The 13,641-nt window shown below is 72.4% G+C and carries 7 protein-coding genes, 1 tRNA gene and 4 pseudogenes; 4 read left to right on the top strand and 8 right to left on the bottom strand.

Features of this window, described 5'->3' with window-relative positions; all coding sequences use genetic code 11:
• Window positions 1–12: 12 nt before the first annotated feature.
• On the top strand, window positions 13–969 hold the full coding sequence (locus AC2W7J_RS02940) for a transporter substrate-binding domain-containing protein (RefSeq protein WP_485981401.1): 957 nt from the start codon (window positions 13–15) through the stop codon (window positions 967–969).
• A gap of 50 nt (window positions 970–1,019) precedes the next feature.
• On the opposite strand, the gene AC2W7J_RS02945 is transcribed toward AC2W7J_RS02940, so the two are convergent.
• The 7 genes and pseudogenes from AC2W7J_RS02945 to AC2W7J_RS02975 all read right to left on the bottom strand — a co-directional run bounded on the left by AC2W7J_RS02945 (window position 1,020) and on the right by AC2W7J_RS02975 (window position 7,674).
• A tRNA-Asn gene (locus AC2W7J_RS02945) sits at window positions 1,020–1,095 on the bottom strand.
• 64 nt (window positions 1,096–1,159) lie between these two features.
• Window positions 1,160–2,158 carry an isopenicillin N synthase family dioxygenase gene (locus AC2W7J_RS02950; protein WP_485981406.1) on the bottom strand — a complete coding sequence of 333 codons (999 nt, stop codon included), beginning with the start codon at window positions 2,156–2,158 and terminating at the stop codon, window positions 1,160–1,162.
• 540 nt (window positions 2,159–2,698) lie between these two features.
• Window positions 2,699–4,586: pseudogene (gene dnaG, locus AC2W7J_RS02955) on the bottom strand (DNA primase); the annotation flags it as partial.
• 64 nt (window positions 4,587–4,650) lie between these two features.
• Window positions 4,651–5,013, bottom strand: a complete 363-nt coding sequence (locus AC2W7J_RS02960; protein ID WP_255183706.1) for a hypothetical protein — start codon at window positions 5,011–5,013, stop codon at window positions 4,651–4,653.
• Entirely contained in the window at window positions 5,010–5,282 is a 273-nt protein-coding gene (locus tag AC2W7J_RS02965; RefSeq protein WP_068316676.1) for a DUF6406 domain-containing protein, read from the bottom strand. Before AC2W7J_RS02965 ends, AC2W7J_RS02960 begins: the two co-directional genes overlap by 4 nt.
• A gap of 14 nt (window positions 5,283–5,296) precedes the next feature.
• Window positions 5,297–6,187: a C2 family cysteine protease gene (locus AC2W7J_RS02970; RefSeq protein WP_485981402.1), complete on the bottom strand. Its 891-nt coding sequence runs from the start codon at window positions 6,185–6,187 to the stop codon at window positions 5,297–5,299.
• A 255-nt stretch (window positions 6,188–6,442) separates the two neighbouring features.
• Window positions 6,443–7,674, bottom strand: a pseudogene (locus AC2W7J_RS02975) (deoxyguanosinetriphosphate triphosphohydrolase).
• Window positions 7,675–7,785: 111 nt separating this feature from the next.
• Here AC2W7J_RS02975 and AC2W7J_RS02980 point away from each other — a divergent pair.
• A pseudogene (locus AC2W7J_RS02980) lies at window positions 7,786–11,160 on the top strand (pyruvate carboxylase).
• Between the two features lie 3 nt (window positions 11,161–11,163).
• Here the strand turns inward: AC2W7J_RS02980 and dusB are convergent.
• Window positions 11,164–12,399, bottom strand: coding sequence for a tRNA dihydrouridine synthase DusB (gene dusB, locus AC2W7J_RS02985; protein ID WP_485981403.1), 1,236 nt, complete (start codon window positions 12,397–12,399; stop codon window positions 11,164–11,166).
• A gap of 49 nt (window positions 12,400–12,448) precedes the next feature.
• Here dusB and AC2W7J_RS02990 point away from each other — a divergent pair, with 49 nt between their 5' ends.
• Window positions 12,449–13,402 carry a cation diffusion facilitator family transporter gene (locus tag AC2W7J_RS02990; protein WP_485981404.1) on the top strand — a complete coding sequence of 318 codons (954 nt, stop codon included), beginning with the start codon at window positions 12,449–12,451 and terminating at the stop codon, window positions 13,400–13,402.
• Window positions 13,399–13,641, top strand: a pseudogene (locus AC2W7J_RS02995) (sulfurtransferase); the annotation flags it as partial. The gene AC2W7J_RS02990 and the pseudogene AC2W7J_RS02995, both read left to right, overlap by 4 nt.

A 13,641-nucleotide genomic window follows, 5' to 3' on the forward strand; every position in this document is an offset into this window, starting at 1 on the left:
AAGGGGGACGACGTGCGCCGTGTCCGTGCGCTGGCTGCCGCCGCCATCGGCGCTGCCCTGCTCACCGCGTGCGTGCGACCCGTCGACGTCGACCCGACGGGCAGCGGCCAGCCCCCCGAGACCGGGTCCACCTCGACGCTCACGCCGTCGAGCACGTCGGGACCGAGCCGCAGCCTGCACGCGACCGACCTGCCCCGCACGCTGCGGGTGGCCATCTCCTACGACCAGCCGGGCGTCGGCCTGCGCGAGGGCAGCAGCTACAGCGGGCTCGACGTCGACGTCGCCCGCTACGTCGCGCAGTACCTCGGCATCTCGCGGATCAGCTTCGTCCGGGCCGTCACCGACCAGCGCGAGACGCTCCTCGAGACCGGTCAGGCCGACCTCGTCCTCGCGGCTTACTCGATGACGCCGGAGCGAGCCGACGACGTGACCTTCGCCGGGCCCTACCTGGCGACCGGGCAGGACCTGCTCGTGCGCGCCCGCAGCACGATCAGCTCGCCACGGCAGCTGCGTGGCTTCACCGTCTGCACCGTCCAGGGGTCACGCTCGACCGACGAGCTCGTCGACGCCTACCCGGGCCTGCACCTGACCGTGCAGCCGACGATCTCCGACTGCGTCGCCATGCTGCAGCAGGACAAGGTCAAGGCGGTCACGTCCGACGCGGCGATCCTCCTCCCCTTCGCCCGGGAGTCGAGGGGACGTGATCGGCTGCGGCTGACCGGCCGGCTCTTCACCCACGAGCAGTGGGGCATCGCCATGCGGCGCGATGACACGGCGCTGTGCGAGGACGTCAGCGATGCGCTCGCCGACATGGTCGAGACCGGGGCGTGGCGGCGGGCCGTGCGCGCCAACCTCGGCACGAGCTGGAGCCTGCCGACCCGCACCCTCACTCCCCCGACGCTGCGCGACTGCCCCGCTCCGCGCACCCCGAGCCCGAGCGCGTCCGACGGCTCTCCGACCTCGAGCTGAGAGACATGCGAGAGGCCCGCAGTCCGTGTGGACGTGCGGGCCTCTCGTGCTGGCTCCCCCGGTTGGACTCGAACCAACAACCCTCCGGTTAACAGCCGAATGCTCTGCCAATTGAGCTACAGGGGATCGCGCCGAAGCGCTGCGCCACCATAGCAAGAAGGTGGCCTCGACACGAAAACGGGGGGCCGGATCAGTCCGGCGTGCCCACCAGGTCGGGGTGGTGGATCGCCGCGACGTCCGGGTGGGCCCGCAGACGGGCCTTGAGCAGGTTGTCGCCGTAGCGCGCGGAGACGACGTTGGACGCGTCCTGGGTGATGCCACGGGCGGCCTGCGCCAGCTCCGGACGAAGGGGGACGACCGGCACCTCGGCGTCGAGGCCGGGGTTGAAGAAGAAGGGGATGGATAGCCGCTCGGTGCCGACGGGCGGCGCCGTCACCCGGTGCGACGTCGCCCGCAGGTAGCCGTCGGTGACGGCCTCCATGAGCTCGCCGATGTTGACGACGAAGCAGTCGTCGGTCGGGGGTACGTCGATCCAGCCGTCGTCGGTCTCGACCTGCAGACCGGCCTTGCCCGGCTCGATGAGCAGCAGGGTGAGGAAGCCGGGGTCCTTGTGACCGCCCACGCCCTGCGAGACGCCGGCCGCGCCCGGGTAGCGCACGAGCTTGAGCAGCGTCGACGCGTCGTCGAAGGTCGACGCGAAGTGGTCGGCCGGCGCCCCGAGCGAGAGCGCCCACTGCGACATCAGGCGTCGGCCGATGTGGCCCAGGCGCTCGGTCCACGCCTCGATGACGGTGCGCAGCCGCGGCAGCGCGGCAGGCCACTGGTTGGGCCCGTCGAGCCGCAGGTAGGGCGGATCCGCGACGACGGGCGCCGGCCGCTCCGGGCCGATGTCGATCTGCTCCCGGTGGTCGACCTGCCCCTGGTTCAGCTCGCCCCCCAGACGCGTCCACCCGCGGAACTGCGCGCTCCTCGTCATCTCGATCGCGCGCTTGTCCTCCTCGGGGAGCGCGAAGAAGGCCCGCGCCGTGTCGAAGAGCTCGTCGACGACCGCACGGTCGATGCCATGGCGCAGGTGGAAGAAGCCGACCTCGTGGGTCGCTCGACGCAGCTCGTCACGGAAGCGCTCGACCGCCTCCGGGCCGGCGTCGAGATCGGCGAGGTCGAGGACGGGCAGCTCGTTGACTGTCATCAGGCCTCGCGCCCGACCTGCTCCGCCAGCCGCGCTGCGACCTCCTCGGTCGCGGCCACGAGCTGCGGGTCGTCGGGGTCGCAGCCCCGCCCGACGATCGTCTGGGCGAGGACCCGCCCGGACTCGAGATCCTTGCGCAGGACGACCCGCGCCCTGCGCGCCCGGTCGAGCGTGACCTCCTCGACGAGCACGACGCTCGCCTGCACCCGCTCGTGGAAGGCGTCGGGCACCCCACCGGGCTCGGGGATCGTCCAGCTGCCCGCCGGCCCACCGTCGACCCAGGTCACGGTGAGCACGTCGGTCTCGGGGTCCCAGCGGCCACGGTCGACGAGGTGCCAGGCCCTCCCTTCGGCCAGCGGACCACCGGTGACCACGAGCCGGAACGAGGTGATGACGACGACCTCGTCGCCGGCCGCCGCCGTCGCGAGGACCCGCTCGCCGCGACCGAGCTCGACACCTGGGGGGACGGGCACCGCTCGTGAGCGCTGCCACCGGGACCACACGGGACTCACACGATCTCCTCGCGCAGCGCGGCGCGCTGCGCTCGAGCGACTGCAGGGACAGGGACAGGTCACGCAGCGCTGAGGGGTCGGCGCTCGGGTCGGCCGCCAGGCGGCGCATCTGCGACATCGCGTCGGAGATGCGTCGGCTGACGGCCACCTCGCGCACCCGCACGAGCAACGAGCGGGTGTAGCTCGCCGGCGGCAGGCCCGTCGACTGGTCGTGGACGACCGGCAGCGGCGCCACCGACAGCTCGGCGAGCAGCGAGGAGACGGCGAGCGGCGTCGCCTCGTCGACGAGGGCGTGCCACGCCGTGTGCGCCTGCCCCTCGAGCAGCGGTCCGACGGAGCGGATCGCGTCGAAGACCGCCCGGTGCGCCGGGGCCGAGAAGGTCTCCGGTTCGACGGCGTCGAGGTCGGCGGACGAGAAGAGCGAGGGGTGCTGCAGGATCGACTGGAGCAGCTGGCGCTCGGCCATGACGATCGGGTCGCGCAGATCGGGCGCCGGCACGCCGCCGGCCGCCTCCGCGGCCGTCGGCTCGGGGGCCTCCTGCTGGGTGCGGTGCTCCCCCTTCGCCTCGTCGCGCGCCTGGATCCGCCCGGCGCGGGTCACGGCATCGCGCATCTGCTCGACCTCGACCCCGACCCAGCCGGCAACGGTGCGCACGTACTCCGGGCGAAGGGAGGAGTCGCGGATGCTGTTGATGATCGGCGCGACGGCGCCCATGCCCCGCACCCGGCCCTCCGCCGTGTCGAGGTCGAAGCGGGTCAGCGTCGTGCGCACCGCGAACTCGAACATCGGGACCGCGTCGGCGACGAGCTCGCGCACCGCGAGGTCACCCTCCCGCAGTCGCAGGTCGCAGGGGTCCATGCCCTCGCGGGCGACGGCCACGAAGCTCTGACTGGCCCACTTGTCGTCCTGGGCGTAGGCCTTCATCGCGGCCTTCTGCCCCGCGGCGTCGCCGTCGAAGGTGAAGACCACCTTGGCCGGCGCCAGGTCGGCCTCGTCGCGCACGATGCGCCGGATGACCTTGATGTGGTCCTCGCCGAAGGCCGTGCCGCACGTCGCGACCGCCCCCTCGACCCCCGACAGGTGTGCCGCCATGACGTCGGTGTAGCCCTCGACGACGACGACCTGGCGCTCGTCGCGGATCGCCTTCTTGGCCAGGTCGAGACCGTAGAGGACATTCGACTTCTTGTAGATCGGGGTCTCGGTGGTGTTGAGGTACTTGGCCCCGATGCGGTCGTTGTCGTAGAGGCGCCGCGCGCCGAACCCGATCGTGTCGCCGGTGATGTCGCGGATCGGCCAGATGAGCCGGCCACGGAAGCGGTCGTAGAGCCCCCGCGAGCCCTTGCCGCAGAGCCCGCCGATGGTCAGCTCGTCGTCGGTGAAGCCCTTGCCCCGCAGGTACCGGGCGAGCTCCTCGCCGCCCCGCGGCGCGTAGCCGATGCCGAAGAGCTTGGCCTCGGGCGAGGCAAAGCCCCTCTCCCGCAGGAAGTCCCGCCCGATGCGCGCTCGGCGAGCCGAGCAGCCGCTCGTGGTAGAACTCCGCCGCCGCGCGGTGCGCCTCGAGCAGCCGACCGCGCTTGCCCAGGCCGACGCCGTCGCGCGGACCGCCGCCCTCCTCGTAGCGCAGCTCCATGCCGAGCTTGCCCGCGAGGCGCTCGACGGCCTCGGCGAAGGTGAGGTGATCGAGCTTCTGCACGAAGGAGATGACGTCCCCGCCCTCCCCGCAGCCGAAGCAGTGGTAGGCGCCGACGGTCTCGCGCACGGTGAAGCTCGGCGTCTTCTCGTCGTGGAAGGGGCACAGCCCCTTCATCGAGCCGATGCCCGCCGGGCGCAGGGTGACGTGCTCACGGACGACGTCGGTGATCGAGGAGCGCTCCTTGACCGCCTGCACGTCCTCCGCGCGGATCCGTCCCGCCACGGGCCACCTCGCTCCCTCTCGCTCGTGGGGTCGAGTGTAGGCGGATGGCCTGACGACGCGGAGGTCAGCCGTCGGCCGGGACCACCATGACGTGCCCACCCATGCTGCCCGGGCTGTCGCCGTCCTCCTCGGACCACACCGCCTCGATGCGATAGCTCGCCCCGGCGATGTCCACGGTTGCTCCCTCGCTCACGTCCGTCGCCTCCGACGGGCCGTCGACGGTGATGCGCAGCGTCGCGTCGTCACCCTCGACGTCGGTGGCGACCACGGACGTCCCGTCCACGGTGCCCGGCTGGTTCTCGACCAGCACGACGGCGCCCTCGGGCGTGCTCTCGGGGGCGGAGTCCCCGTCGTCACCGCACGCGGCGACCGTCAGGGCCACCAGTGGCACGAGAGCGAGCGCCCGCACTCCCCGCACCGTGCTCACCGGGCGGCACCGTCCACCACGGAGAGGGTGACGCGTCCGGACGCACGCCCCGGCCGCCCGGCGTCGCCGCCGCCGGTGATCTCGTCGACGTGCAGGGCGCGATCCCCGAAGGGCACCGTGTCGCCCGCCCCGACCTGGTGCTTGACCATCGGCTCACCGGGCGGCTCGACGATGACCGTGGCCGCCCCCTCGTGGACGTTGGCGGCGATGAGGCGCATGCCCCATGCCGGGGTAGGGATGTTCTGCTGCAGCGTGATCGTCGTGTCCATGGCCTCTCCTGCACTCACTTGGTCGACCCGACGTCGAGACGGGCGAAGTTCTTCTCGAACTCCTCGTAGCTCATGGTGATCGGTGCCTCACCCTTGCCCCACGGGTTCTGCACGGTGACCTCGCCGGTCTCGGGGTTGACGTCGGTGACGGTGTAGGCGTGGTTGCTCACGAGGTCGCCGTCCGAGTGCTTCTTGCCGTCGCCGTCGGTCGAGGCGACGACGACGCCGCCGTCGTCGAGCTTCGCCTGCAGGTCCGAGGCGCCGGGGAAGTCCTTGTCGTCCCAGGGCATGAGCCCCTCGTCGTAGGTCTCCACCTCGTTGCCCGTCATGGCCTCGATGGCCTTGGCGGGCCAGTCGCCGTCGAGGTCCTCGTAGTCCCCGCCGAACTCCTTGGCCATGGCCTTCTCGTAGAGCAGGGGCCACATCTCGCGTCCGCCGCCGTCGTTGTTGGCATACACCGGCTCGCCGTTGGGACCGACCGGCAGCTTGCCGTCGACCGTGACGACGACCGGCTCCCCATCGCGGTAGAGGGTGACGTCGTAGGTCCCGTCCCCGTTGTCCTTGATGTTCTTCTCGATCAGCTCCTGGCCCGAGGGCGTGCCGGCGATGCCCTTCATCGAGCTGATCAGCCAGCAGTCACCCAGGGCACCCTGCTTGACGTCGTCGGGCTCGACCCCGCCCTCGTCGATCAGCGGGCCGTCGACGTCCTTGTACTCGGCGTCCTTGGTGTCGTCCTTGATGTCGGGGTTGGAGGAGCTGACACCGTCGCCGTCCCCACCGGGGCCTCGAGGGCCGCCCCCGCCACCTCCGCCGCCTCGGCGGTTGCCGCTGGCCTCGTCCTGCTGGTCGCCTGGGCGCGCGTCCGCTCCCCGAAGGAGCGCAGCGTCTCGGCCGTCTCGTCGCACTGACGCCCCGCCTGCGTCCACCCCTGCGAGAAGAACTCCGTGTCCGGCCCCTGCCACGCCTCGACGAGCCTGCTCATCGAGGCCGATCCGTCCTGTGCCACGCCGGTGAGCTGCTTCGACTGCAGCACGAGCTGTTCGGCGATCTGGCGCATGCGCGCCACGTCCATGCCGTCGGTCAGTGTCATCGTGGTCCCCTGTCTGTGTGATCAGGAGACTAGCGACGCCACACCGCCGGGACGAAGGGGAGCACTCCCCCTAGTGGCAGTGCTGCGCGTGCAGGGCGAGCGCCCGCACGTCGGTCAGGCCCGCCACCTGGTCGACGACGACCCGTAGACGGGCCGCGTCGTCGGGCGCCGCAGCGAGGTCGCTGCGCAGGTCGGCGTCGAGCCGTCCCTCGGGGTCGGCGGCGAACCACGCCGCGAGGTCGGCGACGACCTGCCGCTGGTGGGCGTACTCGTCATCGCGCTCACCGGTGAACATGACGAAGTGGGCGGCCACCGCCTTGAGCACCGCGACCTCGGCGCGCGAGTCCTCGGGCACGACGAGGCGGGCGTCGTAGCGGCCGAGGTCGCCGGGCCCATGCACGGCACGGGTCGCCTGCTCCGCCGCGTGGACGAAGCGCCCGATGAGTCGTGAGGTCATGTCCTTGAGCCCCGCGAGCCCGGCCCGCGAGCCGTCGTAGCCGTCGGGCACGGCACCGGTCGCGAGCAGCCTCTCTAGACCCTCGGCGAGCGCGTCGCGCCCCAGGTCGCGGGCGAAGTGCTCGGCCGCCACGTCGACGACCGCCCCGCTGTCGTCGGCATCGCGCAGTCGGCGCAGGTCCAGCCGCCCGGAGGCGATCGCGTCCTCGACGTCGTGGACGGAGTAGGCGACGTCGTCGGACCAGTCCATGACGTCGGCCTCGAGGCAGCGCACGAGCCCGCCGGGGCTCCCTTCGCGCATCCAGTCGAAGACCGGCAGGTCGTCCTCGTAGACCCCGAACTTCGGCGTGGGCGCCGGCCCGTGGCCGCGCCGCCACGGGTACTTGGTCGCCGCGTCGAGGCTGGCGCGGGTGAGGTTCAGCCCAGCCGGCGCCCGTCGGGGTGCACGCGCTTGGGCTCGAGCCGGGTGAGGATGCGCAGGGTCTGCGCATTGCCCTCGAAGCCACCGATGTCCGCGGCGACCTCGTCGAGCGCCGTCTCGCCGTTGTGGCCGAAGGGAGGATGCCCCAGGTCGTGCGCGAGGCAGGCGACCTCGACGACATCGGCCGCGCAGCCGAGCGCACCGCCGAACTCCCGGCCGATCTGGGCCACCTCGAGGCTGTGCGTCAGCCGGTTGCGCACGAAGTCGTCGCTGCCGGGGCCGAGCACCTGGGTCTTGGCGGAGAGCCGTCGCAGGGCGGCCGAGTGGATGAGCCGCCCGCGGTCGCGCGCGAAGTCGTCACGGTCGGCGCGCTTGTGCACCGGATCCTCGGAGACCCACCGCTCGCGGTCGCTCAGGCTGCTCACGCTGGCGAGCCTACGGCCCGGCGCGCCGTCTCCCTTCGCGGAACCCCCGATCACCGGGTCCGGCAGGTCAGTAGCCTCGGGTGACGCCCGCCACACCCCCGGAGGTCCCCCGTGTTCCACAAGATCCTCGTCGCCAACCGAGGCGAGATCGCCATCCGCGCCTTCCGCGCCGCCACCGAGCTCGACGCGACCACCGTCGCGGTCTACCCGATCGAGGACCGGCTCTCCGAGCACCGGATGAAGGCCGACGAGGCCTACCTCATCGGTGAGGAGGGGCACCCGGTCCGGGCCTACCTCGACCACGAGGACGTCGTGCGCGTGGCTCGTGAGGCCGGGGTCGACGCGATCTACCCCGGGTACGGGTTCCTGTCGGAGAACCCCCAGCTCGCCGAGGAGTGCGCGCGACACGGCATCACCTTCATCGGTCCCCCGGCCGAGGTCCTCGAGCTCACCGGCAACAAGGCCCGCGCGATCGCCGCGGCGAAGGAGGCCGGCCTGCCGACCCTCGACGGCGCCGAGGCGACGACCGACCTCGACGCCCTCGAGCGCGCCGCGGAGGAGATCGGGTTCCCCCGTCTTCGTCAAGGCGGTGAGCGGCGGCGGTGGTCGCGGCATGCGGCGCGTCGAGCGCCGCGAGGACCTGCGCGGGGCCCTCGAGGCCGCCCAGCGCGAGGCCGAGTCGGCCTTCGGCGACCCGACCCTCTACCTCGAGGAGGCCGTGGTCAACCCGCGGCACATCGAGGTCCAGGTCGTCGGTGACGCCAGCGGTGAGGTCCTCCACTTCTTCGAGCGGGACTGCTCGGTGCAGCGGCGCCACCAGAAGGTCGTCGAGATCGCACCGGCGCCCAACCTCGACCCCGACCTGCGCGAGCGGATGTGCGCCGACGCGGTCCGCTTCGCGAAGTCGATCGGCTACGTCAACGCCGGCACCGTCGAGTTCCTCCTCGGCGAGGACGGCCGCTACGTCTTCATCGAGATGAACCCGCGCATCCAGGTCGAGCACACCGTGACCGAGGAGGTCACCGAGGTCGACCTCGTCGTCATGCAGCTGCGGATCGCGGCCGGCGCGACCCTCGCCGAGCTCGGCATGCGCCAGGAGGACATCGGCACGCACGGCTTCGCCCTGCAGTGCCGGATCACGACCGAGGACCCGGCCAACGGGTTCCGCCCCGACTCGGGCACGATCTCCGCCTACCGCTCCGCCGGCGGCTCCGGGGTGCGCCTCGACGGCGGCACGACCTTCGTCGGGGCCGAGGTGAGCGCCCACTTCGACTCGATGCTCGTCAAGCTCACCTGCCGCGCCCGCACCTTCCCGCTCGCGGTCCGCCGGCCCGACGGGCGCTCGCCGAGTTCCGCGTCCGCGGGGTCGCGACCAACCTCCCCTTCCTCGAGGCGGTGCTCGCCGACCCCGACTTCCAGGCCGGCCGGGTGACGACGAGCTTCATCGACGAGCGCCCCGAGCTGCTCGAGGCCCCGACGGGCAAGGACCGGGCGACCAAGCTGCTCACCTACCTGGCCGACGTCACGGTCAACCAGCCGCACGGCCCGCGCAGGACCGACCTGCGCCCCGTGACGAAGCTGCCGCAGCTGCCCACCGGCGAGCGTCCCGAGGGCAGCCGGGACCGCCTCCTGCGGCTCGGCCCCGCCGGCTTCGCCGCCGACCTGCGGGCCCGCACGGACGTCCCGGTGACCGACACGACCTTCCGCGACGCCCACCAGTCGCTGCTCGCCACCCGCGTGCGCACCCGCGACCTGCTCCACGTCGCCGAGCACGTCTCCCGGCTCACCCCGCAGCTGCTGTCCGTCGAGGCCTGGGGCGGTGCGACCTACGACGTGGCCCTGCGCTTCCTCCACGAGGACCCGTGGGAGCGGCTCTCGGCCCTGCACGAGGCGATGCCCAACGTCGCCCTCCAGATGCTCCTGCGCGGGCGCAACACCGTCGGCTACACGCCCTACCCGACGAGCGTCACCGACGCCTTCGTCGCCGAGGCCGCCCGCACCGGCCTGTCGATCTTCCGCATCTTCGACGCGCTCAACGACGTCGACCAGATGCGCCCCGCGATCGAGTCCGTGCTCGCGACCGACACCGCGGTCGCCGAGGTCGCCCTGTGCTACACCGGCAACCTCCTCGACCCGGGCGAGGAGATCTACACGCTCGACTACTACCTGCGCCTGGCCGAGCGGATCGTCGACGCCGGCGCGCACGTCCTGGCGATCAAGGACATGGCCGGGCTGCTGCGCGCCCCCGCGGCGGCCCGCCTGGTGACCGCGCTGCGCGAGCGGTTCGACCTCCCGGTGCACCTGCACACCCACGACACCGCGGGCGGCCAGATCGGCACCCTCCTCGCGGCGATCGGGGCCGGCGTCGACGCCGGTCGACGCGGCGAGCGCGACGATGGCCGGCACCACCTCGCAGCCCTCGCTGTCCGCCCTCGTCGCGGCGACCGACGGCACGGACCGGCCGACCGGCCTGGACATCGAGCAGGTCTTCGCGCTCGAGCCCTACTGGGAGGGCGTGCGGCGCCTCTACGCGCCCTTCGAGTCCGGGCTGGCCTCCCCCACCGGCCGTGTCTACCGGCACGAGATCCCCGGCGGGCAGCTGTCCAATCTGCACCAGCAGGCGATCGCGCTCGGGCTCGGGGAGCGCTTCGAGGAGGTCGAGGACATGTACGCGGCGGCCGACGCGATGCTCGGCCACATCGTCAAGGTGACGCCGAGCAGCAAGGTCGTCGGCGACCTCGCGCTCTCCCTCGTCGGCCTCGGTGCGGACCCGGCGCAGTTCGAGGCCGACCCGGCCCGCTTCGACATCCCCGACTCGGTCATCGGGTTCCTCCGTGGTGACCTCGGCGACCCGCCCGGCGGGTGGCCCGAGCCCTTCCGCAGCAAGGCGCTCGAGGGTCGGCGCGAGCAGCCTCCGACCGCCGACCTCACCCCCGAGCAGGAGCAGGCACTGCGCGACGCCCCGCGCGAGACGCTCAACGAGCTGCTCTTCCCCGGCCCTACCCAGGAGATGCGCACCGCCCGGGCGAGCTTCGGCGACACCTCGGTGCTCGACACCGGCCTCTTCCTCCACGGCCTCGAGCAGGGGCGCGACGACGAAGTCGAGATCGAGCCGGGCAAGACCCTGACGATCGGCCTGAGCTCGGTGAGCGAGCCCGACGAGCACGGGATGCGCACCGTGATGGGCACGGTCAACGGTCAGCTGCGGCCGGTCCAGGTCCGCGACCGCGGCGTCGACGCAGAGGTCGTCGCGGCCGAGAAGGCCGACCCGGGCGCCTCCGGTCAGGTCGCGGCCCCCTTCGCCGGGGTCGTCACGGTTCAGGTCGCCGAGGGCGACGAGGTCGAGGCGGGCGCCACGTCGCGACGATCGAGGCGATGAAGATGGAGGCCGGCATCACGACCCCCGTGGCGGGCACGGTGCGCCGGCTCGCGGTCGGCGCACGCCAGCAGGTCGAAGGGGGCGACCTGCTCGTCGTCGTGGAGTGAGGGTCAGCCGCCGTCGGCGACGGACTGCTCGGCGGCGGCGACCTGCGCCCGCTGGGCCTCGTCGAGCTCGCGCGAGGCCAGCCAGTTCTCCGGCAGGGCGACGACGCGCGAGGATCCGGCACGACCACGCTGGCCCTCGGCGGCCTCCCCCGGCCAGGGGCTCGACAGGTCCATCGTGTCGATGAGCCGGTCGAGCGCGGCGAGCGAGTCGACGAGCGCGAGCTGGTTGCGCACGGTCGAGCCGGCGGGAAACCCCTTGAGGTACCACGCGATGTGCTTGCGGATGTCGCGGCAGGCGCGCAGCTCGTCGCCGGCGTAGAAGTCGGTGAGCAGCTCGGCGTGCCGGCGCAGCGTCGCGGCGACCTCGCCGAGGGTCGGCGTGACACGCACCTGCGCCCCCGCGAAGGCGGCGGACAGGTCGGCGAAGAGCCACGGTCGGCCGAGGCAGCCGCGACCGACGACGACCCCGTCGCAGCCGGTCTGCTCCACCATCGCCAGTGCGTCCTCGGCCGACCAGATGTCACCGTTGCCGAGGACCGGCACCTCGGTGATCGTCTCCTTGAGCAGCTTGATCGCCGACCAGTCGGCTTGGCCCGAGTAGGCCTGCGAGGCGGTGCGACCGTGCAGGGCGACCGCGGCGACACCCTCGTCGACGGCAGTGCGGGCGGCCTCGAGGTAGGTCAGGTGCTCGTCGTCGATGCCCTTGCGCATCTTCACGGTGACGGGGACGTCCCCCTTCGCCCCCTCGGTGACGGCGGCGGAGACGATGGCGCGGAAGAGGTCACGCTTCCACGGCAGTGCCGCTCCCCCGCCCTTGCGGGTCACCTTGGGCACCGGGCAGCCGAAGTTGAGGTCGATGTGGTCGGCCCGGTCCTCGGTGACGAGCATCCGCACGGCGGCGGCGGTCGTCGCCGGGTCGACGCTGTAGAGCTGCACGCTGCGCGGCCGCTCGTCCTCGTCGTGCTCGATGAGGCGCATCGACTCCGGCGTGCGCTCGACGAGCGCGCGCGAGGTGACCATCTCGTTGACGTAGAGGCTGCTCGCGCCGGTCAGCCCGCTCGCGGCGAGCCCGGCGTCGCCGGCCTCGCGGCACAGGCGACGGAAGGCGCGGTTGGTGATGCCGGCCATCGGTGCCAAGACGACCGGCGAGTCGATGACATGCCGGCCGATGCGAAGGGGAGGCAGCACGCGCTCCCCCGTGGTGGCGGGGGCGGTGGGGTCAAGGATCTGGGTGGTCATCGCGCCACCCAGTGTCTCACCGCAGTGGCGAGGAGGGACAATCGCGGACATGAGCACCGCCACCGCGCGCCCGAACCTCGAGCGCTATGCCTGGTTGTCGGTCGCCGCGGCCCTCGCGACGATCGCGCTCAAGACCGGCGCGTGGTGGGTCACCGACTCGGTCGGCCTGCTCGCCGACGCCGCCGAGTCGATCGTCAACCTCGTCGCCGCGATCGCCGCTCTGGTCGCGCTGCGGGTCGCGGCGCGCGCTGCCGACGACAACCACCACTTCGGCCACAGCAAGGCGGAGTACTTCTCGGCGGCGATCGAGGGCGGGATGATCTTCGTCGCCGCGACCTTCATCATCTGGCAGTCCGTCGGTCGCCTGCTCACCCCGCAGCCGATCGAGCAGGCGGGCACCGGTCTGGCGATCTCGGTGGTCGCCTCAGTCATCAACGGCACGGTCGCCGTGGTGCTGCTGCGGGCCGGCCGAGAGCACCGGTCCATCACCCTGCGGGCCGACGGCCAGCACCTGCTCACCGACGTGTGGACCTCCGTCGGTGTCGTCGTGGGCGTGCTGCTCGTCGTGGTCACCGGCATCGACTGGCTCGACCCGGTCGTCGCCCTGCTCGTCGGCGCCAACATCATCTGGACGGGGTGGAAGCTCGTCAGCGAGTCCAGCCGCGGCCTCATGGACGAGTCCCTCTCCCCCGAGACCAATGCCCGCATCGCGGCGGCCCTCGACCGGCACCGCAGCGACGACATCGACATCCACGGGCTGCGCACCCGAGGCGCCGGGCACCTGTCCTTCGCGGAGATGCACGTGCTCGTCCCGGGAGCCTGGTCGGTGCGTCGCGCCCACGACCACGTCGAGGAGATCGAGCGCGCCCTCGAGGCAGAGTTCGAGGACCTGTCCGTGACGACCCACATCGAGCCCCGGGAGGACCCGCGGGCCTATGACGACTTCGGTGACTACGAGGTCCCGATCCGACCCCTGACCCCCGACTCCGAGGAGACCCCGTGACCGCCCTGATCACCGCCGACGACCTGCAGCACGAGATCACCGAGGACGACCTCGTCGTCCTCGACGTCCAGTACACGCTCACCGGCGACGGGCCTCGCCTCTACTCCGAGGGCCACGTGCCGGGCGCTCCCTTCGTCGACCTCGACACGGTCCTCGCCGGGCCGGCAGGCGAAGGGGGGCGGCACCCCCTGCCCGACGTGGAGACGCTGCAGGCCGGCCTGCGCGCGGCCGGTCTCGAC

The organism is Janibacter sp. CFPM2_SD2 (assembly GCF_057364645.1).